General features: G+C 66.4%; 20 protein-coding genes. 9 read left to right on the plus strand and 11 right to left on the minus strand.

What is annotated here, in order from left to right:
* The first annotated feature begins 50 nt into the window (after positions 1-50).
* On the plus strand, positions 51-1,040 hold the full coding sequence (locus VL52_RS13810) for an aldo/keto reductase (RefSeq protein WP_046157554.1): 990 nt from the start codon (positions 51-53) through the stop codon (positions 1,038-1,040).
* Between the two features lie 10 nt (positions 1,041-1,050).
* Here the strand turns inward: VL52_RS13810 and VL52_RS13815 are convergent, their stop codons facing one another.
* On the minus strand, positions 1,051-1,500 hold the full coding sequence (locus VL52_RS13815; RefSeq protein WP_046157555.1) for a hypothetical protein: 450 nt from the start codon (positions 1,498-1,500) through the stop codon (positions 1,051-1,053).
* A gap of 340 nt (positions 1,501-1,840) precedes the next feature.
* Between VL52_RS13815 and VL52_RS23350 the strand changes: the two genes are divergently transcribed.
* Complete coding sequence (locus VL52_RS23350; RefSeq protein WP_052729294.1) at positions 1,841-3,040, plus strand: GGDEF domain-containing protein; 1,200 nt, start codon at positions 1,841-1,843, stop codon at positions 3,038-3,040.
* Positions 3,041-3,046: 6 nt separating this feature from the next.
* On the opposite strand, the gene VL52_RS13825 is transcribed toward VL52_RS23350, so the two are convergent.
* The 3 genes from VL52_RS13825 to mfd form a co-directional block, all read right to left on the minus strand.
* A complete protein-coding gene (locus VL52_RS13825; RefSeq protein WP_046157556.1) occupies positions 3,047-3,562 on the minus strand; it encodes a DinB family protein in 516 nt (171 codons plus the stop codon).
* Between the two features lie 69 nt (positions 3,563-3,631).
* Positions 3,632-4,264, minus strand: a complete 633-nt coding sequence (locus VL52_RS13830; protein ID WP_046157557.1) for a Clp protease ClpP — start codon at positions 4,262-4,264, stop codon at positions 3,632-3,634.
* Positions 4,265-4,993: 729 nt separating this feature from the next.
* Positions 4,994-8,386 (minus strand): transcription-repair coupling factor, encoded by a 3,393-nt coding sequence (mfd, locus tag VL52_RS13835; RefSeq protein ID WP_046157558.1) that lies wholly within the window; start codon positions 8,384-8,386, stop codon positions 4,994-4,996.
* A gap of 282 nt (positions 8,387-8,668) precedes the next feature.
* Here mfd and VL52_RS13840 point away from each other — a divergent pair, with 282 nt between their 5' ends.
* Complete coding sequence (locus VL52_RS13840) at positions 8,669-11,923, plus strand: sensor domain-containing protein (RefSeq protein ID WP_046157577.1); 3,255 nt, start codon at positions 8,669-8,671, stop codon at positions 11,921-11,923.
* Between the two features lie 78 nt (positions 11,924-12,001).
* On the plus strand, positions 12,002-12,751 hold the full coding sequence (gene rlmB / locus VL52_RS13845) for a 23S rRNA (guanosine(2251)-2'-O)-methyltransferase RlmB (RefSeq protein ID WP_046157559.1): 750 nt from the start codon (positions 12,002-12,004) through the stop codon (positions 12,749-12,751).
* 35 nt (positions 12,752-12,786) lie between these two features.
* Here the strand turns inward: rlmB and VL52_RS13850 are convergent, their stop codons facing one another.
* On the minus strand, positions 12,787-13,677 hold the full coding sequence (locus tag VL52_RS13850; RefSeq protein ID WP_046157560.1) for a LysR family transcriptional regulator: 891 nt from the start codon (positions 13,675-13,677) through the stop codon (positions 12,787-12,789).
* A 102-nt stretch (positions 13,678-13,779) separates the two neighbouring features.
* On the opposite strand from VL52_RS13850, the gene VL52_RS13855 reads away from it, so the two are divergent.
* A complete protein-coding gene (locus tag VL52_RS13855; protein WP_046157561.1) occupies positions 13,780-14,220 on the plus strand; it encodes a CidA/LrgA family protein in 441 nt (146 codons plus the stop codon).
* On the plus strand, positions 14,210-14,893 hold the full coding sequence (locus VL52_RS13860) for an LrgB family protein (RefSeq protein WP_046157562.1): 684 nt from the start codon (positions 14,210-14,212) through the stop codon (positions 14,891-14,893). Before VL52_RS13855 ends, VL52_RS13860 begins: the two co-directional genes overlap by 11 nt.
* A 73-nt stretch (positions 14,894-14,966) precedes the next feature.
* On the opposite strand, the gene VL52_RS13865 is transcribed toward VL52_RS13860, so the two are convergent.
* On the minus strand, positions 14,967-15,473 hold the full coding sequence (locus VL52_RS13865) for a Cd(II)/Pb(II)-responsive transcriptional regulator (protein WP_046157563.1): 507 nt from the start codon (positions 15,471-15,473) through the stop codon (positions 14,967-14,969).
* A gap of 80 nt (positions 15,474-15,553) precedes the next feature.
* Here VL52_RS13865 and VL52_RS13870 point away from each other — a divergent pair, with 80 nt between their 5' ends.
* Entirely contained in the window at positions 15,554-17,947 is a 2,394-nt protein-coding gene (locus tag VL52_RS13870) for a heavy metal translocating P-type ATPase (RefSeq protein ID WP_235429298.1), read from the plus strand.
* Positions 17,948-18,071: 124 nt separating this feature from the next.
* Here the strand turns inward: VL52_RS13870 and VL52_RS23355 are convergent, their stop codons facing one another.
* Complete coding sequence (locus VL52_RS23355; protein ID WP_052729295.1) at positions 18,072-18,785, minus strand: putative metalloprotease CJM1_0395 family protein; 714 nt, start codon at positions 18,783-18,785, stop codon at positions 18,072-18,074.
* Between the two features lie 96 nt (positions 18,786-18,881).
* Here VL52_RS23355 and VL52_RS13880 point away from each other — a divergent pair, with 96 nt between their 5' ends.
* Positions 18,882-19,358, plus strand: coding sequence for an acyl-CoA thioesterase (locus VL52_RS13880; RefSeq protein ID WP_046157564.1), 477 nt, complete (start codon positions 18,882-18,884; stop codon positions 19,356-19,358).
* Positions 19,359-19,385: 27 nt separating this feature from the next.
* Here the strand turns inward: VL52_RS13880 and VL52_RS13885 are convergent, their stop codons facing one another.
* Positions 19,386-19,910 carry a pilin gene (locus VL52_RS13885; RefSeq protein ID WP_052729296.1) on the minus strand — a complete coding sequence of 175 codons (525 nt, stop codon included), beginning with the start codon at positions 19,908-19,910 and terminating at the stop codon, positions 19,386-19,388.
* A gap of 148 nt (positions 19,911-20,058) precedes the next feature.
* On the opposite strand from VL52_RS13885, the gene VL52_RS13890 reads away from it, so the two are divergent.
* On the plus strand, positions 20,059-20,733 hold the full coding sequence (locus VL52_RS13890; RefSeq protein ID WP_046157565.1) for a TIGR01621 family pseudouridine synthase: 675 nt from the start codon (positions 20,059-20,061) through the stop codon (positions 20,731-20,733).
* A 12-nt stretch (positions 20,734-20,745) separates the two neighbouring features.
* Here VL52_RS13890 and VL52_RS13895 read toward each other — a convergent pair whose 3' ends face one another.
* Genes VL52_RS13895 through VL52_RS13905 form a run of 3 tightly spaced genes read right to left on the minus strand, consistent with a single transcriptional unit; the run spans position 20,746 to position 23,006 of the window.
* Positions 20,746-21,558: a ChbG/HpnK family deacetylase gene (locus VL52_RS13895; RefSeq protein WP_046157566.1), complete on the minus strand. Its 813-nt coding sequence runs from the start codon at positions 21,556-21,558 to the stop codon at positions 20,746-20,748.
* A 54-nt stretch (positions 21,559-21,612) separates the two neighbouring features.
* A complete protein-coding gene (locus VL52_RS13900; RefSeq protein WP_046157567.1) occupies positions 21,613-22,002 on the minus strand; it encodes a GtrA family protein in 390 nt (129 codons plus the stop codon).
* Positions 21,999-23,006, minus strand: coding sequence for a glycosyltransferase family 2 protein (locus VL52_RS13905; protein WP_052729298.1), 1,008 nt, complete (start codon positions 23,004-23,006; stop codon positions 21,999-22,001). The genes VL52_RS13900 and VL52_RS13905 overlap by 4 nt, the downstream gene beginning before the upstream one ends.
* Positions 23,007-23,012: the final 6 nt, after the last annotated feature.

Genomic DNA, 23,012 nt, shown 5'->3' on the forward strand with positions numbered 1-23,012 from the left:
TATCGCCATCTTCTATGCTGACGTCACTTTCCACATCAGGAGCGATGGCGATGCAAAAACGCACGCTGGGCCGGGGCGGCCCGCAGGTTTCGGAGCTGGGTCTGGGTTGCATGGGCATGAGCGCTTTCTATGGCCCGCACGACGACGCCGAATCGCTGGCGACGCTGGACGCGGCGCTGGATCTCGGCGTCAACTTCCTCGACACCGCCGACATGTACGGCCCGCACACCAACGAGCAGCTGCTGGCCAAGCTGCTGGCCCGCCGCCGCGGCGAGGTGGTGCTGGCCACCAAGTTCGGCATCGTGATGGACTCGGCCGATCCGGCCAAGCGCGGCGTCAACGGCCGCCCGGAATACGTGCGCGCCAGCTGCGAGGGCAGCCTGAAGCGGCTGGGTGTCGATCATATCGACCTCTACTACCAGCACCGCATCGATCCCGACGTGCCCATTGAGGAAACCGTCGGCGCGATGGCCGATCTGGTCAAGGCCGGCAAGGTGCGCTGGCTGGGCTTGTCGGAAGCGTCCGCCGCCACGCTGCGCCGCGCCGCGGCCGTCCATCCCATCCACGCGCTGCAGAGCGAATATTCGCTGTGGACGCGCGATCCGGAAGACGGCGTATTGGCCGCCTGCCGCGAGCTGGGCGTCGGTTTCGTCGCTTACAGTCCGCTGGGGCGCGGCTTTCTGACCGGCGCGATCAAGAGCCCCGACGATTTCGCCGCCGACGACTTTCGCCGCGGCAATCCGCGTTTCCAGGGCGAGAATTTCCAGCGCAATCTGCAGTTGGTGGACAAGGTGAGAGAGCTGGCCGCGGCCAAGGGCTGCAGCCCTGCCCAGCTGGCGCTGGCTTGGCTGCTGGCGCAGGGGGAAGACATCGTCGCCATCCCCGGCGCGCGCAAACAGGCGAACCTGCGCGACAACCTGGGCGCGGCGGAGGTGGCGCTGAGCGCCGGCGATCTGGCCACGCTGGACGCGGCGTTCGCCGGCGGCAAGGTCAGCGGCTTGCGTTACGCCGCCGAGGTGATGTCCATGGTCAATCGCTGAACCGGGCGATTCAGCGCCGCTGATGGGGCGGCAAGGCTGGCAGCATGTGCATCGGTATGGCTTGTTTCCGCCCGGTTTGCGGGTCTATCGTCAGGCCGGGCGTGAACGGCATGCCGTGTTGCCAGCCGTGAGACGGCTGGTAGCCCTGTTGCGGCTGCAGGTGGAGAGGGCTGGTCTGATTGAGCGTATGGCCTATCGAGAAGCTGTCCGGCTGCATCGGATTGCCGCGGGAGCCGGAGAAGGCGGGAGGACGCACCTCGATCAACGGGCTGTCGAGATCGCCGAGGCTCACCCTGGGCTGGATATTCAGCGGCTTGGGTTTCTTGTCCGTCTTGAGCGGTTTGATGCGCGGCGTCGGCGCGATGGCCGGCTTGGACGCGAAATCGTATGAGGGAAGCGTGCTGGCCGCCAGGGACGCGTGGGAAAGCGCCAATGGCAGCAGGAAGGCGTGTAGGCGCATTTTGATTCCTGCCAGAAGGGGCCGCGCGAGGCAGACCCGGTGTTGCGTGGGCTTGATGGCTGGCGCGTCGGCGAAGCCGGACGCGTGGCTGACTGGGACAGAGGCGGCGGGATTGGCCGCTCTGAAAGATAGAGTATTCTATCTAAGTTAGACGGGAAGGGCAAGGAACTAGACTGTCTGTACGTTGCGGGCGCGTCCGGGCAAGTCTAGGATGATGCGAAGGGCATGGGCGATGGCATGGCGCAAGTGAAATTCTGCTATGGTATCGCCAGCTCGCGGCAAGCGGTTCCAATTTGGGTCCGCGCGCGCCGGTTTTTCGTCGACTAGACATTTTTTTTTCATGCCCAGCCCAATCATACCAAGCATTCTGGATTTCAAGACCACCCTGCTCAGCACCACCGGCTACACCGCCATGCTGACCCTGGTGGTGCTGATGTTCTGGCTTTACAACCGGAACGAAAGAGCGTTGCTCACGCTGGGCATCGCGGGATGCATCGCCGCCTGCGGCACCCTGATAGCCTATCTTCCCCTGCCTATTCCAGCCTGGCCCAATCTGGTTCTGGATACCTTTTTGCTGCTGCTGTACCACCCGCTGGCCGTGGTCGCCACCCGCCAGTTGCTGGGCCTGCGCAACGATTGGCGCTTCCACCTGGCCATGCTGATCATCATCATGCTGTGCTTCGTATTCTGGGCCGGGCCCGGCAGTTACACGCGGCGGGTGGAAGTCACCGCGTGCGCGCATATCTTGTACTGGTCGATGATCGTCGCGCAGCTGTATCGCGGGCGGCAGTGGCGCACCATGATGGGTTACCGGCTGGGGCTTGGCCTGGCGGCGCTGACGATAGGGGTAGCGTTGTTTCGGCTGGTCATGTCCTGGCTGGAAAAAGGGAGCAATTTTTCCAGCGCGAATCAACTGCTGGTCATGTTTACCTCGCTCAGCCTGTTCTGGCTGACGTTCTGCTACAGCCTGAGCCTGCTGTTCATCAGCTACGAGCGCCTGTTGCTGCAGGTCCGCCAGCAGGCGCAGCAGGATGGCTTGACGCAGCTGTACAACCATCGGACCTTTCACGAACAGGCCGCCGCCATGTTTTCGCGATCGCGGCAGCGCGGGCAGGCGCTGGCTTTGCTGTTGATCGACCTCGACCACTTCAAGGAGGTCAACGATCGCTACGGCCACCAGGTGGGGGATGAGGTATTGCGCCAGCTGGCCGACTGTCTGCGGGCGGAGTCGCGCCAGGGCGACGTGCTGGGACGCCATGGCGGCGAGGAGTTCGTGGTGATGCTGCCGCTGGCCAGCCGGGTGGAGGCTTGCAATGTGGCGGATCGCCTGCGCCTGGCCATCGCCAATCTGCAGCCCCGCGTGGGAGAGCTGCAATTGTCGATCAGCGCCAGCATAGGCGTGGCCTGCCTGAGGCCGCCGGAGCACGAGAACCTGGCCAGCCTGTTCCTGGAGGCCGACCTGCTGCTGTACCAGGCCAAGCGCAAGGGCAGGAACCGGGTGGAGATAGAACGCGAGCCGGAGCCGGAGGCGCAGCACTAGCGCGCGCTATCGGCCGCCTTGCTCCCGGTGGGCGTCCCGAAGGTAGACCGGCAGATCGGTTGTCGGCGGAGTGGCGGGCACTTGGTACAGCATGTCGGCGACGAATCCGCGGTGGTAGTTCTTGTGGTTGACGATGTGCAGCAGCATGTCGCCGCGCCGCATGCTGCCGCGGCCGCCGTCGACGAAGGCGAAGTCCACTGCCTCCTCGTGCGCGGCCGGATCCAGGCCATCGGCGTAATCGACATACCAGCGGTCCAGTTCCGCCTGCGCCCGCGCGAGTTCCGCCAGGCTGGGCGTGTCCGCGGTGTTGCGGCCGCTGTAGCCGTGGGGCCGCGCCAGCAGATGGCCCTGCCAGATGCGGTCCACCACCAGATTGTGGTTCAGCGTGGACAAAATGTTGCGGAAGATGGTGGCGCGGGTTTTCAACAATTCCGTTTCCGGCAGCGCAGCCAGAGCGTCGAACAGACGCCGGTTGGCCCAGGCGCTGTAGCGGGTGAGCATGCGGATATCGCGTAATGACATTTCAGAATTATCCGTATTTTGACAATGTCATTTTATACGCGCGGCGCTTTGTCGACAACGTCGATTCCGCTAGCCGTTGGATTCCGCCGCGCCGCTCTTCTTGCCCGGCTTGCGCGCCGTCACGGCCGGCGCGCCCTTCTGGATGTTGTTCAGCCGGCGGCGGATGCTGTCGCTGTCCAGCCAGATGTCCTCGCCCTTCAGAATGCGGTCCAGTTCCTCGTCGGTGAGGAACGGCCGGCAAACGTGGCGCATCACCTTTTCGAACCACTTGCCGCTGGCCGCCACCTGCGCTTGCTGCTCATTGCCCTTGCCGATCAGCGCCGACGAATAGTTGTGGAACATCAGCTGGCAGGTGTCGTGCACTACCAATTCGTCGCCGGCGAGAAAGATCAGCGCGCCCATCGAATACGCCCGCGCCTCCAGGATGGTGACCACGTGGGCCTGGCTGGCGGTGATGTTGTTGATGATCTGCAGGCCGGCGTCGAAATTGCCGCCGGGGGTGTTCAGATGCAAATAGACGATGTCGGTGCTGCTGGCGGTGCGCAGCGTGTACAAGAGGTCGGTGTAGTGGATGGCGGCGCCGATCTCGTCGGACAGATAAAACGATATCTGTCGCACCGTGCCTTGGGTTTCGTACTGGCGATACAGCGGGACGGGCTTGTCGTTGTCGTCGTCGTTGGTTTCGGCGTTGCGGCGGGGCATGGCGGCTCCTCGTTGTGCTTGTCTTTCCAATCTAGTCCCGGAGAGGGGGGCTTGCCTTGGGTTGGTGCAAGTTGAGCGGTTGAGGAATCCGCTGCGCGGATGATGTTTTTCATGGCGGGGCTGCCCGGCGGACGGGTGAGGGGGCTGTGCGGCCAGCCCCCTCACGACCCCAGGCGGCCCCTCCGCCCGCGAAACCCCGACAAAAAACGCCGGACGAGGCGCCGCCGGAACTAGCCGCGCGCTCGCGTCGCGCGGTGTCGAACAGCCGGCGTCTTAAAACCTCGTCCGGTGTTTTTTGCCGGCGCGCGCAGAAGGGGATAGGGACTAATCGGATTTGATCTACATCTTGCCGACACGCGGTGCAGATAATTTCAATGAACGAGGGAGTTGAACGTATTCGATGCGCCATCGTCCCTATCAGCGCAAGCCGGCTTCGAAGGCATTCCCAAGGTTTTAAGCCGCCAATTGTTTGAGCGGGGCGACGGTAGCGCCCCGCGAGTTGGGCGGCGCCTTGGGGATGCCTTCGAAGACGGGGTTTCGCCGCGCTGTTGGGGTCGCCTAGGGGTGTCGGGGAGCTGGCGAGACAGCTCCCCGACCTGTCCGGCGGGCAGCCCCGCCATCTAAATCATTATCTGCGAAGCGGACTCATCAAAAAAGAACATAGATGTGGAAACGGCCAACTGGATGAGCTGACCGTTCATTCTAGGCACTGATGGAAATCAAGCCAGCCTACGCGCCCAACTCCTTCAACACCTCTTTCACCTTCACGATCCGCTGCGCCACTTCCGGCAGCGCCTGCTCCACCCGCAGCTTGTCCTGCCCCGCCAAGCGGTAGTTCTTCTTGCTCTGGATCAGCATGATGATCTTCACCGGATCGATAGGCGGGTTCTTGATGAAGGCGATCTGCACCGCCACCTCGCTGGCGTCCAGCTTCTGCACGCCCAGCTCCTTGGCGACCAGGCGCAGGCGGTGGCTTTCGATCAGCGTCTTCACGCTTTGCGGCGGCAGGCCGAAGCGATCGATCAGCTCTTCATGGATGTCGTCGATCTCCGCCTCGGTCTCGCAACTGGCCAGGCGCTTGTAGATCAGCAGCCGCTCGTGCACGTCCGGGCAGTAAGCGTCGGGCAGCAAGGCCGGACTATGCAGATTGATCTCGGTGGTGATGCCCAAGGGCGCGTCGAGGTCGGGCGCGCGCCCCTTTTTCAGATCGCGCACCGCCTGCTTCAGCATCTCGGTGAACAGGCTGAAACCCACTTCCTGCATTTCGCCGGATTGGCCTTCGCCCAGCACCTCGCCGGCGCCGCGGATCTCCAGGTCGTGCATCGCCAGGTAAAAGCCCGCGCCCAGCTCGCCGGACAACTGGATCGCCTCCAGCCGCTTCTGCGCGTCGCGGGTCATGCCGTCCGGCGTCAGCAGGTAGGCGTAGGCCTGGTGATGGCTGCGGCCGACGCGGCCGCGCAGCTGGTGCAGCTGCGCCAGGCCGAACTTGTCGGCGCGGTTGATCAGGATGGTGTTGGCGTTGGGGATGTCGATGCCGGTTTCGATGATGGTGGAGCACAGCAGCAGATTGAAGCGCTGCTGCAGGAAGTCGCGCATCACCTGTTCCAGCTCGCGCTCGCGCAATTGGCCGTGGGCGACGCCGATGCGCGCCTCCGGGATCAGTTCGGCCAGCTTCTCGCGCATGTTTTCGATGGTGTCGACTTCGTTGTGCAGGAAGAACACCTGACCGCCGCGCTTGAGCTCGCGCAGCACCGCTTCGCGGATCACGCCGTTGGAGAGGGGGCTGACGAAGGTTTTCACCGCCAGCCGGCGCGACGGCGCGGTGGTGATGGCGGAGAAGTCGCGCAGGCCTTCCAACGCCATCGACAGCGTGCGCGGAATCGGCGTCGCCGTCAGCGTCAGCACGTCCACATTGGCGCGCAGCCGTTTCAGCTGTTCCTTTTGCCGCACGCCGAAGCGATGCTCCTCGTCGATGATGACCAGGCCCAGATTCTTGAACTGGATATCAGGCTGCACCAGCTTGTGGGTGCCGATGACGATGTCGACGCTGCCGTCGGCGAGGCCCTGCAAGGCTTGCGTGGTTTCCTTGCCGCTACGGAAGCGCGACAGTTCGGCGATGCGCACCGGCCAGTCGGCGAAGCGGTCGGAGAAGTTCTGGAAATGCTGCTCGGCCAACAGGGTGGTGGGCACCAGCACCGCCACCTGCTTGCCGCCCATCACCGCAACGAAGGCGGCGCGTAGCGCCACCTCGGTCTTGCCGAAGCCGACGTCGCCGCAGACCAGCCGGTCCATCGGCTTGCCGGAGCACATGTCCTGGATCACCGCCTCGATGGCGGTGGCCTGGTCCGGCGTTTCCTCGAAGCCGAAGCCGGCGGCGAAGGCGCTGTAGTCTGCAGGGGACAGCTCGAAGCTGTGGCCCTCGCGCGCCGCGCGCTGCGCGTACAGGTTCAGCAGCTCGGCCGCGGTGTCGCGCGCCTTCTCGGCGGCCCGCTTCTTGGCCTTTTCCCAGGCCGGGTTGCCCAGCTTGTGCAGCTGGATGTCGTCGGTGGCGCCGCCGGCGTAGCGCGAGATCAACTGCAGCTGCGACACCGGCACGTACAGCGTGGCGCCGTCGGCGTACTCCAGCTGCATCAGCTCGGTCTCGCCCTCGCCCAGGTCCATCGTCACCAGGCCGATGTAGCGGCCGATGCCGTGCGCCTCGTGCACCACCGGGTCGCCGGCCTTGACCTCGGCCAGGTCGCGCAGCATCGCGTCGGAGCCGGCGCGGCTGGCTTTGCGGCGGGTGTGGCTGCGGGCGACGTGCTGGTACAGCTCGCTTTCGGTCACCACGGCGATGGCCGGATCGGCCAGCGCGAAGCCGGAGTAGAGCGGCGCGACGCCCAGCGCCAGCGCGGCCTTGCCGCCGGCGAAATCGGCCCAGCTGTCTATCGGCGTCGGTTTGATGCCATTTTCGGCCAGGAAGGCCAGCATGGTTTCGCGCCGGCCCAGGCTTTCCGCCGCCAGCAGGATGCGCTTGCCGCCGGCGGCGATGAAGGCTTGCAGCTTGTGCAGCGGCGCGTCGGCGCGGCGGTCCACCGCCAGCTCCGGCAACGCGGCGCCGGTTTCGCCGTCGCCGGAGAATTCGATGCGGGCGTAGGGCTTGAGCCTCGCCATCAGCTCGTCCGGGCGCAGGAAGATGTCGGCCGGCGCCAGCACCGGACGGTCGACGTCGCCGCGCGCCATCTCGTAGCGGCCCTGCGCGTCGCGCCAGAAGGTTTCCGCCGCCGCCTGCACGTCGTGGTGCTGCACCACCAGCGCGTCGTCGCCGACGTAGTCGAACAGTGTCGCGGTTTCGTCGAAGAACAGCGGCAGGAAGTACTCGATGCCGGCTGGCCACAGGCCCTGCGACACGTCCTTGTAGACGCGGCTTCGGCTTGGATCGCCTTCCATCTTTTCGCGGTAGCGCTGGCGGAAGGCGGTGACGCCGCTCTCGTCCGCCGGGTATTCGCGCGCCGGCAGCAGCCGCACCTCGGGCACCGGGTACAGCGTGCGCTGGGTATCGGGGTCGAAAGTCTTCAGGCTGTCGATCTCGGCGTCGAACAGGTCGATCCGGTACGGCAGCGGCGAGCCCATCGGGTAGAGGTCGATCAGGCTGCCGCGGACGGAGAATTCGCCCGGGGCCATCACCTGGGTGACGTGCTGGTAGCCGCCGGACACCATATCGGCGCGCAGCTTCTCCACATCGAGTTGCTGGCCGGTCTTCAGGAAAAACGTCCGGCCGAGCAGGTAGCTCACCGGCGCCAGCCGCCCCAGCGCGGTGCCGACCGGGGCGATCACCACCTGGCACTCGCGCTGGCGGATCTGCCACAGCGTGGCCAGACGCTCGCTGACCAGGTCGCCATGCGGCGAGAAATGGTCGTAGGGCAGCGTTTCCCAATCCGGGAACAGCGCGATGGAAAGGTCGGGCGCGAAGAACGGCAGCTCGGCTTTCAGCCGCTGGGCGGCCTGGGCGTCGGCGGCGAGGACGAGCAGCGGGCGGCGCTGCTTGGCCAGCGCGGCGATGGCGTGGCTGTCCAGGCCGTCCGGCAGGCGGCCGCAGCGGGTTTTCTGGCCGGCGGGCGGCAGGGTCGGGAGCGTATCCAACTTGATCTGGCTTCTGTGCGGGGTTGTGCTTGTCGCGATTATAACAGTGCGCCGGGCGGCCTTACGGCTTTGCCTGCGGCCGACTCTAGCCGGCGTCTGGATTCCCGGCTATCGTATGCGTTTGTTTCAAGCCAGTTTTAATTTTGCATGAAGAAAATTAGCTGTTAATGCTAATCAGATATCAGAAAAAATAATAGTCATGTCTCTGAAACCGCCCAGGGTTGCAGAGCCGGGATGGAGCAAGATCCGGTCAACCGGACGACAGTGGAGAAGGATGGGAGCGTGAGAACCACACCTAGGGTGGAGGAGTTGCTGGTATTCCTGGGCTTTGTCGCCAGCGTGGCCTTGTGGCCGCGCGGTCCGCATGCGGCATTGTCCCTGGCGAGTTTCGCGCCGCACGGTTTGCTGTGCTGGCAGTTGCTGGCGCGCGAGCCGCGCCGCGCGTGGTGGTGGCCGCTGGCGGCGGGCATGGCGGCGGCGGCGTGGATGCCGCCGCCATGGGCCCTGCTGATGGCGGCGTCGCTGTGCCTGATCCGGCCAGGCCTGCGCCTGGGCGGCCTGCTGGGCGGCTTGGAGCGCCCGCGCACGCCGCAGCAACTGCGCCACCTGCTGCTGGCGTTGTTTTATCCGGCGCTGGCGGGGACCCTGTTGCTGGGCGGCTATGCCTGGGCGGCCGGCGGGCTGGCCGGCCATCCGTGGTCGTGGGCCTGGCAATGCTGGGCGGCGCTGGCGTCGGCGCTGTTCCTGTGCGCGCCGCTGGCCCGTCCGCCGCTGCGTCCGCTGCCGGTGCCGTTGCGGCTGGAGCTGGCGTTGATCCTGCTGCTGTCGGCCGGCGGCGTGGGCCTGTTGCTGGCCGCCGGCGAGCCGCCGGGCGTGCCCAGCCAGTTGCTGTTCTTCCCGCTGATCTTGTGGGCGGCCTGCCGCACCGGCCCCGGCGGCGCGGCGCTGACGTCCGGCATGGCGTCGCTGCTGCTGTCGCTGGCGGCGCTGCCGCCGGCCGGCCTGGTGCGCGTGGGCATGGGCGACGCTGCCACCGATCTCTTGCTGGCGCTGGCCTTGAACGTGTCCGGCTTGCTGGTGGGCATCCTGATGGATGGCCACCGCGCCGATGGCGAGACGCTGCGCGCGTTCCGCGCCCGCATCGAATCGCTGGTCAACCACAGTCCGACGATGATGTCGCTGAAGGACATGGACGGACGCTACCTGCTGGTGAACGCCGCTTACGCGCGCCGGGTGGGCATGTCGGCGGATTCGCTGCTGGGGAAGCGGCCGGAGGATGTGTTCGATCTTGAGGACGCGCGGCAGATACGCGAGCAGGACCAGCAGGTGCTGAACCTGCTGTCGCCGCGGCAGTTCGACGAGCATTTCGCGCTCAACGGCGTGGAAACCTATCTGTTGGCGTCCAAGTTTCCCCTGTTCGACGCTGACGGCCGGCCGGCCGGCGTCGGCAGCGTGGACACCGACATCACCCAGTCCCGGCGCGAGCAAAAGGCCAAGCGCGAGGCCGAGGACCGGTATCTGGCGCTGGTCGAGCAGTCGCTGGTCGGCATTTACATCATGCAGGACGAGAAGCTGGCCTACGTGAATCCCAAGCTGGCCGAGATCATGGGTTATCAGCCGGAAGAGATGGCCGGCATGACCATGGGCCAGATTCTGGTGCCCGGCGAGGCAGAGCGGCTGCGGCAACAGCTGCTGCGCCGCTTCCGCGACAATATCGCGGTGATGCATTACTCCACCCGCGGGCTGCGCAAGGACGGCGTGCTGGTGGACATGGAGGTGCACAGCCGCTTGTTCGAGCTGAACGGGCGCAAGGCGGTGATCGGCGTGGTGATGGACATCTCCGAGCGCCTGCTGGCCGACACCAATCTCAGGCTGGCCGCCAAGGTATTCGAGAACTCGGCCGAGGGCATCCTGATCCTGGACGCCGGCGCGCGCATCATCGCCGTCAACGACGCGTTCTCCCGCATCACCGGCTACGCCGAGGAAGAGGCGCTGGGCAAGGCCTCGCGCATTTTCAGCATCGAGCAGCAGGCGCGCGCGGCGATGCAGCAGGCGCTGGCCGATTGCGGCCACTGGCAGGGCGAGATGCTGGACCGGCGCAGGGGCGGCCAGTGGTATCCGGCCGAGCTGTCGATCTCGGCGCTGCGCGACGAGGACGGCGTGCTGTGCAACTACGTCGCGGTGTTCTCCGACATCACCCAGCGCAAGGAGGCCGAGGAGCGGCTGCAGTTCCTGGCCAACCACGATCCGCTGACCCGGCTGCCCAACCGCAGCAGCCTCACCGCCAGCCTGGACGAGGCGCTGACGCGGATGGACGGCGAGGACGGCCGGCTGGCGGTGATGTTCATCGACCTGGACCGCTTCAAGCTGATCAACGACTCTTTCGGGCACCAGGTGGGCGACCAGCTACTGTGCGAGATCGCGATCCGCCTGTCGCGCGTGGTGGGCGAGCGCGGCCTGCTGGCGCGGCTGGGCGGCGACGAGTTCACGCTGCTGATGAGCGGTTTCGACAGCCACCACCAGCTGGCGGACATGGCGTCTGCCATCCTGGCGGCGCTGGGCAAGCCGCTGTGCCTGGAGGCGCACGAGGTGTTCATCACCGGCAGCATAGGCATCAGCGTGTTCCCCCACGACGGCCGCGACGCGCGCACGCTGCTGAAGAACGCCGACGTGGCGATGTACCGCGCCAAGGAGGCGGGCAAGAACACCTACCAGTTCTTCGACGTCGGCATGAATACTCAGACTTTCGAGCGCCTGTTGCTGGAGAACGGCCTGCGGATGGCGCTGGAGCGCCACGAGTTCGAACTACACTACCAGCCGCAGCTGAGCGCGGGCAGCCGGGAGCTGGCCGGGGCCGAGGCGCTGCTGCGCTGGCGCCATCCGCAGCTAGGCCTGGTGCCGCCGGCGCGCTTCATCGCGCTGGCCGAGGAAACCGGGCTGATCAAGCCGATAGGCGACTGGGTGCTGCGCGAAGCCTGCCGCCAACTGGCGGCCTGGGACGCGCTGGGGCTGCGGGTGCCCCGGCTGGCGGTGAACCTGTCGCCGCGCCAGTTTGGCCAGCCGTCGCTGCCGGCCAAGGTGGCGGGCGCGCTGCAGGCCGCCGGCCTCGCCGCCGGGCGGCTAGAGCTGGAAATCACCGAGAGCATGATCATGCAGAGCCCGACCGAGGCGGTGAGCTTGCTGTCCGAGCTGAAGTCGCTGGGCGTGTGGCTGTCCATCGACGACTTCGGCACCGGCTATTCGTCGCTGTCGCACCTGAAGCGCTTCCCGCTGGATACGCTGAAGATAGACCAGTCCTTCGTCGAGGGGCTGCCGGACGACGACGACAACGCCGCCATCGCCGAGGCCATCCTGGCGATGGCCAAGAAGCTGAAGTTCCAGGTGGTGGCCGAAGGGGTGGAGAACGAAGCGCAGGCGGTGTTCCTGGAAGGCAAGGGCTGCCATGTGCTGCAGGGCTACCATTTCGCCCGCCCGCTGCCGGCGGGCGAGTTCGCGAAGCTCGCCGCCGGCTGGCGGCGCGAGGCCGAGCCGGCCTAGCCGACGCGCGCCAAGGCTGGGCCGGTGGGCGGCTTGCGGCTACAATGGCGGGAATTGAGAATTCGAGACCTCCCCGTCATGAGCAACAAACGCCTGATCCACGGCTTCCACGCCATCAACGCCCGCCTGTGGCAGAACCCGAAAAGCCTGCTGGAAATCTGGCTGGCCGGCGGCCGCCACGACGCCCGCGCCAAGGCGGTGCTGGACAAGGCCGGCGCGGAGAACGTCAAGCTGCACATCGTCGACAAGGAACGCCTGGACAGCATGAGCGGCAACGCGCGCCACCAGGGCGTGGTGGCGATGATAGACGCCAGCATGAATTACGTGGATCTGGACGACGTGCTGGAAAACCTGTCCGAGCCGCCGCTGCTGCTGATCCTGGACGGCGTCACCGATCCGCACAACCTGGGCGCCTGCCTGCGCGTCGCCGACGCGATGGGCGCGCACGCCGTCATCGCTCCCAAGGACCGCTCCGCCACGCTGAACGCCACCGTGTCCAAGGTGGCCTGCGGCGCGGCCGAGGTCGTTCCGTATATCACAGTGACCAATCTGGCGCGCACGCTGCGCGACCTGAAGGATGCCGGGGTGTGGATCGCCGGCACCACGATGGAAGCCGACACCGACCTCTACCACTTCGACGCCTCCGGCCCGCTGGCCTGGGTGATGGGCGCCGAGGGCGAGGGCATGCGCCGCCTGACGCGCGAGCACTGCGACGTGCTGGTGTCCATCCCGATGTTCGGCAGCGTGGAGAGCCTGAACGTGTCGGTGTCGTCCGGCATGGTGCTGTCGGAAAGCCGCCGCCAGCGGGTGTTGAAGACGCAGGGCTGATCGCCCCCGCAAAAAGGTCGCGCTAGCGGCCTTTTTCAATCCTGCCCGCCCAGCGTCTCCCGCGTCAGCGCCAGCCAGGCGCGGGCGGCGTGGGACAGATAGCCGCCGCGCTGCCAGATCAGCGCCAGGTGCCAGTACAGCTTGTTGTCGTACAGCGGCACCACGTCGAACAGCTGGCGGTCCAGCCGCTCGACGATGCTGCGCGGCAGCAGGGTGACGCCCAGGTTGGCCGCCACCAGCTCGACGATGAAGTCCCAGTGCGCGCTGCGGCCGACGATGTTGGGCGTCTTGCCCAGCTCGCGGAAGGCGTCGCCGACGCGGCGGCTGAGGGTGAAATCGTCCGGATACAGCACCAGCGGCTGGTCTGCGATGTCAGCCAGACGCACCAGCGACTTGTCGCGCCAGCGCGAGCCGGCGGGCGCCACCAGGCACAGCGGGTCGCGCACCACCGAGTAGTGGTCGAACAGCTGGCTGTCCACCGGCAGCACCGCCACGCCTATCTCCAGCTCGCCGCTCTTGATGCGGTTTTCGATCGCCAGCGCGCCGTCTTCCACCATCTTCAGCTCGATCTGCGGATAGCGGCGGCGGTAACGGCTGACCACCGGCGCGAAGAAGGCGACCCCCACCATGGGCGGCAGGCCGACCACCAGCTCGCCGTGGCTGAGCGAGGCCAGGTCGGCCAGCTCGTGCTTGAGCTTGTTCATCGCCGACAGCACGTCCAGGCCGCGCTCGTAGGTGACGCGGCCGGCGTCGGTCAGGCGGAAGCTGCGCCCCTCGCGCAGGATAAGCGGCATGTCCAGCTCTTCCTCCAGCTGCTTCACCATCTTGCTGATCGTCGGCTGGGTGACGAACAGCGCGTCGGCGGCGCGGGTGAAGCTCTGACATTTCACCAGCTCCACGAAATAGCGTAGCGCGCGTATGTCCATTTGCATTCCTGAGTGGAATCGTCTTGATAATTTTAATTCATTTTTAGAATGAATGCCGGCTGGCTATACTTTGCCCAACTCCTAAGTTGATGGAAGCCGAGCATGGCCCGCCTGTTTCACCGCCTGTCGCAACCGCTGCAAACCTTTTCCCAGGTTCTGCTGCTGAGCCTGGTGTGGATGGCGGCCAACCAGCTGAGCCATCGTTTTCTGCCGGCGATGCCGGCCGGCGTGCTGGGCATGCTGCTGGTGCTGGCCGGGCTGTGGTCCGGTTTGCTGCCGGTGGACTGGCTTCGCCAGGGCGCGCGTTGGCTGTTGGCCGAGATGCTGCTGTTCTTCATCCCGGCCGTGGTGGCGGTGGTGCAGTACCCGGACGTGATTCTGTCCGCCGGCGTCCGCCTGCTGCTGGTGATCGTCGCCTCCACCGCGCTGGTGATGGCGGTGACCGCGCTGGTCGTAGACCGCTGCTACCGGTTGGAAATCCGGCTGCGCCGCCGCGACAGCAACCGCAAGGCGCAGATAAGGGCTGAAGTCCATGGAGCATGAGATTGCGTTGATCTCCTTCGTACTCACCGTGGTGTTGTACTGGGTGGTCAAGAAGTATTACCTGAAGACGCGCAGCTGGTGGAGCACGCCTATTTTGGCGGTGCCGTTGCTGATCATCGGCCTGGTGGTGTTGGCGCGGGTGCCGTACCAGACCTACTTCGCCGATACGCGTTGGCTGACCTGGCTGTTGGGGCCGGCGACGGTGGCGTTCGCGGTGCCGATCTACGAGTACCGGGCGCTGATCCGCAAGCATTGGCTGTCATTGGGTTGCGGCGTACTGGCCGCGATTCCGGTGGCGGTGGCCAGCTCGGTGATGATGGCGCGCTGGCTGGATTTGCCGGACTTGATGCAGAAAAGCCTGGCGCCCCGATCGATCAGCACGCCGTTCGCGCTGGCCGCGGCGCAGACGCTGGGCGGCTCGGCCGACCTGACCGCGCTGTTCGTGGTGGTGACCGGCGTATGCGGGATGATGCTGGGCCAGTTGATGCTGGCGCTGCTGCCGATCCGCTCCAAGCTGGCGCGCGGCGCGCTGTTCGGCGCGGCGGCCCATGCGGCCGGCACCGCGAAGGCGAGCGAGATAGGCGCCGAAGAAGGCGTGGTGGCCAGCCTGACCATGATGCTGGCCGGGGTGGCGACGGTGTTCGCCGCGCCCTTGATAAGCCACTGGCTGTAACGATTTTGTTGTGACCTGGCTGCCGTGGGGTGGTGGTCAGTGGGTTTCTCCTCTTCCCCAAACGAGCGTTGATTTAGGGCCGATCCTTGTTGGATCGGCCATTTTTTTTGGCCGCGTGGTCGTAATCCTGGCTGTGGCCATGGTTGTCCTGGCCGAAAGGCGTGTGGCAGACGCAGGGCGCGCCCTCGGACGCCTCCACCAGCGTCTGCAGAATGCCGCAATCGGCCGCCGCGCGGCTGTCGTGGCATTTGTCGCGCAATGCCAGCAACTGCTGCTCCAGCAGCCGCAGCGCTTCCACCTGCTGGTGCACCTTGGCGATCTGCTGGTCTATCAGCTGGTTGATGTCTTCGCAGTCGTGCTGGTGGTCGGCCTTGAACGCCGCCAGGTTGCGGATGTCGGCCAGCGACATGCCCAGCGAGCGGCAGTGCAGGATAAAGTTCAGCTCGCCCAGCTGTTCCGCGGTATAGCGGCGGTAGCCGGAGGCCGAGCGTTGCGGCGCGGACAGCAGGCCCTCGCGCTCGTAATAGCGGATGGTTTCCACTTCGCAGCCGGTCTGGCGGGCCAGTTCTCCGATCAACATGACGCTCTCCTGAAAGAAACGCTTGACCCTGTAGTGACTACAGGGTGTGCAATGTGCCCAGACTACCAATGGAGGCGCATATGTCAAGCGTGACGCGTTACCGCAAGGCCGTACCGCCGCATCAAGGCCATCAACACGCCCGCGGCGGCGATTGCTGCTCGGCCAAGGCCGGAGCCGCGCTGGCGCTGAAGGGCGCGGACCCGCATCAGCATGCCCATGGCGGCTGCGGCCACGAACACAAGCCGGGCGACAGGCACGGCTACGACCACCATCAGCACGATCACCAGCATGAGCGCCGGCACGGCGCGGGCTGCGGCCACGCGCATGGCCACGAGCATGCCGGGCCGTCCCGCGTGCAACTGGGAGAAGGCAAGGGCGCGAAGCAGTCGCGGCTGCAGATCCAGGCGATGGATTGCCCGACCGAGGCCAGGTTGATCGAAAAGGCGCTAGGCGGGATGAGCGGCGTGGTGGCGCTGGAATTCAACTTCATCGACCGGGTGTTGCTGCTGCGCCACGACCTGCCGCATTTGGACGGCGTGAAAAGCGCCATCGCCAAGGTGGGCATGCAGGGAGTGGAGCTGGATGCCGGCGCCCAGGCGCAGGCGCCGCAGGGACATGGCCGCCGCGCCAATCTGCTGCTGGCGGTGTCCGGCCTGGCCGCCGCCGCGTCCGAGGGCATCGCCTGGAGCCTGGGCGACGGCCGGCTGGAAGTGGCGGCGCTGGCGCTGGCCTCCATCCTGCTGGGCGGCATTCCCACGCTGAAGAAGGGCTGGATCGCGCTGTCCACCCGCACGCTGAACATCCATTTCCTGATGTCGGTCGCCGTGATCGGCGCGATGCTGATCGGCCAGTGGCCGGAGGCGGCGATGGTGCTGTTCCTGTTCGCCATCGCCGAGCGGCTGGAGGCGATGTCGCTGGCCAGGGCCGGCGAGGCGGTGCGCGCGCTGATGGCGCTGGCGCCGGAAACCGCCTGGGTGGCCGACGGCGCCGGCTGGCGCGAGGCGCAGGCCGCCGAGGTGGCGGTTGGAAGCCGGGTGCGGGTGCGTCCCGGCGAGCGCGTGCCGCTGGACGGCCGTATCGCCGATGGCCACAGCAGCTTCAACGAGGCCAGCATCACCGGCGAGAGCCTGCCGGTGGACAAGGGGCCGCAGGACGCGGTGTTCGCCGGCAGCATCAACGGCAGCGGCGTGGTGGAGATCGAGACCACGGCGCCGGCGTCCGGCTCGGTGCTGGCGCGCATCATCGCCACCGTGCGCGACGCGCAGGCGTCCAAGGCGCCGACGCAGCGCTTCATCGACCGCTTCGCTTCGGTCTACACCCCGGTGGTGCTGGTTCTGGCCCTGGCCTTCGCCGTCGCCGCGCCACTGCTGGGCCTGATGCCGTGGCACCAGGCCATCTACAGCGCGCTGGTGATGCTGGTGATCGCCTGCCCGTGCGCGCTGGTGATCGCCACGCCGGTGACGGTGGTCAGTGCGCTGGCTTCGGCCGCGCGCCACGGCCTGCTGGTCAAGGGCGGCGCGCCGCTGGAGATGGCGGCCCGCATCGACACCGTCTGCCTGGACAAGACCGGCACGCTGACGCTGGGCGAGCCGCGGGTCACTCGCGTGGCGGCGCTGGGCGGCGGCGACGAATCAACCGTGCTGGCGCTGGCGGCCGCGCTGGACAGCCATTCCACCCATCCGCTGGCCAAGGCGGTGCTGGACGAGGCCGCGCGGCGCGGCATCGCGGTCCCGGCGGCAGAGCAGGTCAGCGAATTGGTGGGCCGCGGCGTGCGCGGCCGGGTGGATGGCCGCGCGCTGCTGCTGGGCAGCCGCCGGCTGGCGGAAGAGCAGGGCGCGCTGACGCCGGCGCTGGCCGCCGAGCTGAGCCGGATGGCTGAGGCGGGCGAGGGAGCGCTGGTGCTGCTGGACGGCGAGCGGGCGCTGGGCGTGCTGGCCGTCGCCGACCAGGTGCGTCCGGAAGCCGCGGCCACCATCGCCCGGCTGGGCGAGATGGGCGTGCGTGCGGTGATGCTCAGCGGCGACAGCCCGCAGGTGGCGGCCGCGGTGGCGGCGCAGACAGGCGTCTCCGCCGCCCACGGCGGCCTGCTGCCGCAGGATAAGCTGCGTTTCATCGAGCAGTTGCAGACTGGCGGCAAGGTGGCGATGGTGGGCGACGGCGTCAACGATGCGCCGGCGCTGGCGCGCGCCGACCTGGGCGTGGCGATGGGCGCCGCCGGATCGGACAGCGCCTTGGAAACCGCCGGCGTGGCGCTGATGGACGACAAGCTGTCGCGGCTGGCCGACCTGATCGCCCACGCCCGCCGCACCGCGGCGGTGCTCAAGGTGAACATCGCGATCGCGCTGGGCATCAAGCTGGTGTTTTTCGGCCTGGCGTTGGCTGGCGTGGCCAGCTTGTGGATGGCGGTGTTCGCCGACGTCGGCACCAGCCTGATCGTGATCGCCAACGGCTTGCGGCTGGCGCGGCGGGTTTAAGGCCTGATCAAGCTTTTGATCAGCATCGGGCGTAGGCCTTGGCGTGACCCAAGCCTACGCCTTTCGATTTGCATTCAGTCTGTTGGACGGCGTTGCGCGGTTCGGCAAAAGACGTGAGCAGGCCCTAGGCGTAGGTGTCGATATTGCCGCCCTTGGCCTGGGCGCTGCCGGACGGGGCGGCGGCCTGCTGCATTTTCTGCAGCGGGCTGAGATTCTGATTGCCGTGCTGTTGCTGAAACTGCTGCGCTCGCGCCTGTTGCTCCATCTGCGAGGCTTCGGCCGCCACCGCGCGGTCCTGGCCGGACGGGTCGGACGGAGCCAGAGCGGCGGCGCGCACCGTCTGGGCGTTCTGTATGGTTTCCTGCGGCGTGCTGCCTTGGCTCAGTCGGATCGGCACTTCGCCGCCGATCGCGTACTGCTTGCCGTCCGGCCCTTGTTGATAGGTGAAGCTGGCCGCGCCGGCCAGCGCGCCGCCGGCGGCCTGGTGCGCGGCCTCGTGGCGGCGAACGTCGACGTCGCGCGATCTCAGATCTTCCACTTCCTTCTGCTGCGCGTCGTTCAAAGGCTTGCCGTCCGGCCCCTTGGGCGAGGCGGCATTGGTTTGCTGAGAGGTGTGCGCATTGCCGGAGTCATTCTGGCTGGAGGCATCATTGCCGGCTTTGTCCCCGGCCGACGCGGAAGGCGCGGCGTTGGCGGTTTGCGGCGAAGAGGAGGCTGACGCGCTCGAAACGGGCGCAGCCTGCGAGCGCAAGGCTTGGCAGGCGGGGCATTGGCAATTGGCGCCATGCATGCTGAATCCGTAGCTGGAAGAGCCGCCGGCTACACTGGAAATGGACATGAAACGCGTTCCTCTGTCCATTCAGTATAGAAGCGCCTGTCCGCTATTCCAATCAGCGTGGCAGAATGTCCGCTTGTACACATGCGGGAGCAGACGATGAGCGAAGAGGCCCAGAGACAAAGAGAGCTGGTGATGTCGGTGCTGATGACGCCGGACATGGCTAATTTTTCCGGCAATGTGCACGGCGGCGTGCTGCTGAAGCTGCTGGACCAGGTGGCCTACGCCTGCGCCAGCCGCTATGCCGGCTGTTACGTGGTGACGCTGTCGGTGGACCAGGTGCTGTTCAAGCAGCCGATACACGTCGGCGAGCTGGTGACTTTCCTGGCCAGCGTCAACCATGTCGGCCGCACCTCGATGGAGGTGGGCATCAAGGTGGTGGCGGAAAACATCCAGCAGCGCAGCCAGCGCCACACCAACAGCTGCTATTTCACCATGGTGGCCTATCAGGACGGCAAGCCGATGGCGGTGCCGACCCTGGTGCTGGAGACCGAGGAGCAGCGGCAGCGCTTCCGCGCTGCCGAAATGCGCAAGCAGTTGCGGATAGAGATGGACGCCAAGAAAAAGTCGCAGTGACGGCATCCATGATGGTTTGGGGGCTTGTTAGATTTCGTCCGGCGATTTGCAGCCGGCCGGGCGCAGCTCTGCCTCGCTGATATTGGTTTTGCATTGCCAATCGGCTTTTTCGCCGCGGACCAGCCGCACGAAGGGCTTCACCTCTTGCGCCAGGTTCTTTTTCAAGATGGCGGGCGCATGCTCGATGTCGCACTGGATGCCGGCGGTGGCCAGAGAGTCGCCCAGCGTGCTCATGTCGCAGTGATTGCTAGGCTCGTCGCGCAGGCCAATCGGGCTGAGTATCGCGTCGGTCGAGCCGGCGCTCAGGATGGTTTTCCCGTCGTTGAGATGAATTTCGTAAGCGGTGCGCGCGGGCGATAGCTCGGCCAGCGCGGCGACCGCCTTGGTGCGCGCGGTGTAATTCTGGTACTGGGGAATGGCGATGGCGGCGAGAATGCCGAGCACGACGACGACTATCATCAATTCGATCAGCGTAAATCCCTGCTGTGCGGCGTGTTTCTCGGAAAAGTCCTTTCTGTTTTGGCGAAGGTGCGCGGTCGGTTTCGGCAGCATGCCGCGTCGCGGGAAAGGCTATCAATTTGACCTTGCCATGCTCAAGGCATAATTTGCATTTTGTTGTCATTTGTCATGTTTAGCCCGCCGCTGTCGCCGGCGCGGCGCCTGCTCTACAATCGGCGGCTGATTCGCAGCCGGAACCGCCATGTACACCCTGATTCATCAAGATCCCCGCTTCTATCTCGTCGACAAGCATCCCGGTGTCGGTTTCCACCGCGAAGACGACCAGCCCGGACTGATGGACGCCCTGCGCGACGGCTTGGGAGACGCCGCCTTGTGGCCGGTGCACCGTCTGGACCGCATCACGTCCGGCCTGATTCTGGTGGCGCGCTCGGCGAAGGCCGCGCGCGCGCTGGGCGAGGCGTTGGCCGGGCGGGAGATGGAGAAGTATTACCTGGCTTTATCGGACTGCAAGCCGCTGAAAAAGCAGGGCCGGGTGGCGGGTGACATGGCCAAGGGACGCGGCGGCGCCTGGCGCTTGACGGAGGGCAGGGAGAATCCGGCCGTCACGCAGTTTTTCAGTTTTTCGCTGGAGCCGGGGCTGAGGCTGTTCCTGCTGCGGCCGCGCACCGGCAAGACGCATCAGCTGCGGGTGGCGATGAAGTCGCAGGGCGCGCCGATACTGGGCGACGCGTTATATGGCGGCAGCGCGGCGGACCGTGGCTACCTGCATGCCTACGCGCTGCGTTTCGAGCTGGAAGGCGAACGTTTCGCCTTCGTCTGTCCGCCGGCGGCGGGCGAGAAATTCGCCGGGGAGTCTTGCCGCGCCAGGCTTGAGGAGCTGGGCGAGCCCTGGCGGCAACCCTGGCCGGGCGCCTGAGCGTTCAGCCCCTTAAGCGGCGACGGCAGGCTCGGGTTGGAAGCGGGCGATGCTGACCCGGTGCTTCAGGCACAGTTCGGCGAAGGCGCCGCCGGCCAGGTAGTCGAATTCGCGGCCGCGGCTGGCGGCGATGGGGTCGGAGGCGTCGGCCGCGGGCAGGCCGGGATGGCACATGATCAGCGCCCGGTCCGGAATCTTGGCCAGCCAGGCCTGCATCAGGCCGGGAAAATCGGCCTGCGGGCTCAGCGAATACATGCCGCCGAACCACGGGGAGGTGGCGAAGCCGCGCTCGCGCGCCTGATCGTCGAAATTGGTGCACACGCTGCGCAGCACCAGCGCCTTCAGCCGGTTGTCTCCCGGGTGGCCAAGGCGGTCCGGCGAGCGCAGGTAGGGCAGCGGATTCTGCTGCCAGCGCCGCAGGATGGCGTCGAACAGCGCGTCGCGTATCACCGGCAGCGCGTGCACGTGCTGGTGGCCGTCGACGAAGTCCGGCAGCCGGCCGAAGTGGTCGGCGAAGCGGTCGATCTGCGTCAGCGCCTCGTCGCGCAGCGTTGCCAGCGAGAGCTGGCGCAGCTGGCTCTTCATCAGCCAGTGCGACAGCGGCTTGACCGGCGCGTCGAACGGATGGGTGAGGTTGAAATGCAGGCCGACATCGACCCGCTCCGCCCGCGCCTTCAGTTCGCCGGCCAGCTCCGGCCAGTGCGGGGACTGGCTGAGCACGCTGGTGGCGGACAGGCGGCCGGCATCGATCAACTGCAGGATGCCGGCGCTGATGCTGCCGGACTGGGCGAAGTCATCGGCGCAGAGTGTCAATCGTTTCGTCATGCGCGGTAGGACTGTCGGCGATTCCAAAAGTTTTCCGTCGTCATCTCGACAGCGTTAATTTGTTTGCGGAGCGGAGGCGAACGCCCACAGCTTGCCCAGCAGGAAGGTGAGCGCGGCCACCGCGAACAGCACGATGGCCAGCGAGACCCGGTAGTCCAGCGGCGCGTAGCGCAGCAGCGCGAAATACATGGCCTCGTTGACGCAGAAGCTCAGGCAGGACACGCCGAAGAAGCGCGGCAGCGCCTGGCGGTGCGGCACGTGGCCGGCCTCGAAGGTGAAGCGGCGGTGGCCCCAGTAGCTGAGCTGAAAGGCGCCGAGGAAACCCAGCACGTTGGCGACGAGCGGCGGCACGCCCTGCGGCACCAGAACCAGGGTCACCAGCGCGAAGTGCAGCAGCATCGCCGACACGCCGACGACGCCGAACCAGAACAGCTGCTTCTTCATGCCTCCTGCCCGTCTTTGCGCTTGGAGATGCGGCTGATCAAATAGGTGGGCCGGCCCTTGACCTCGTTGAAGATGCGGCCGACGTATTCGCCGAGTATGCCGATCGACAGCAGCTGCACGCCGCCGAGGAAGGTGACGGCGACGGCCAGCGTTGGCCAGCCGCTGACCGGGTTGCCGAACAGCAGCGTGTGCACCAGCTCCCAGATCGCGTAGCCGATCGACAGCATCGAGATCACGCAGCCGACCAGCGTCCAGATCCGCAGCGGCATGTTGGAGAAGGCGGTGAGGCCGGTCAGGCCCAGATTGAACAGGCTGCGGAAATTGAAGCTGCTTTTGCCGGCGCGGCGTTCTTGCGTCTGTGTCTCCATCGCCAGCTGGGTGAAGCCCACCCAGTTGTACAGGCCTTTCATGAAGCGGTTGCGCTCGGGCATCCGCCGCAGCGCTTCCAGAATGCTCTTGTCCAGCACGCGGAAATCCTGGGTGTTTTCCGGGATCTTCAACGGCGCGCCGCTGTTCAGCAGCGCGTAGAACACACGGGTGAACGCGCGCTTGGCCAGCGTCTCGCCGTCGCGGTTGGCGCGCACGCTGTAGACCATGTCATAGCCCTCGCGCCACTTGGCCAGGAACACCGGCACCATTTCCGGCGGATGCTGGAAGTCGCCGTCTATCAGCACGGCGACGTCGCCGCCGATATTGTCTATGCCGGCGGTCAGCGCGATTTCCTTGCCGAAGTTGCGCGACAGCTGGATCACCGTCACCGGCAGGCGCTTGGCGGCTTCCAGCGCCTTGGGCACGGTGTCGTCGCGGCTGCCGTCGTCCACCACCACCAGTTCATGGCGGTAGCGGTGCTCGGACAGTAGCCGGTGCAGCGTTTCCAGCATCGGCGTGATGTTTTCTGACTCGTTGTAGGCCGGAATCAGGCAGCTGACCAGCGGGTCGGCCGGGCGCTCGGCGGCGTGCAGCTCCAGCAGATAGGGTGGAACGAAGTTGCGTGCGTCGGTCATGGCGGT

It is taken from the genome of Chromobacterium vaccinii (genome assembly GCF_000971335.1).
Classification (GTDB): domain Bacteria; phylum Pseudomonadota; class Gammaproteobacteria; order Burkholderiales; family Chromobacteriaceae; genus Chromobacterium; species Chromobacterium vaccinii.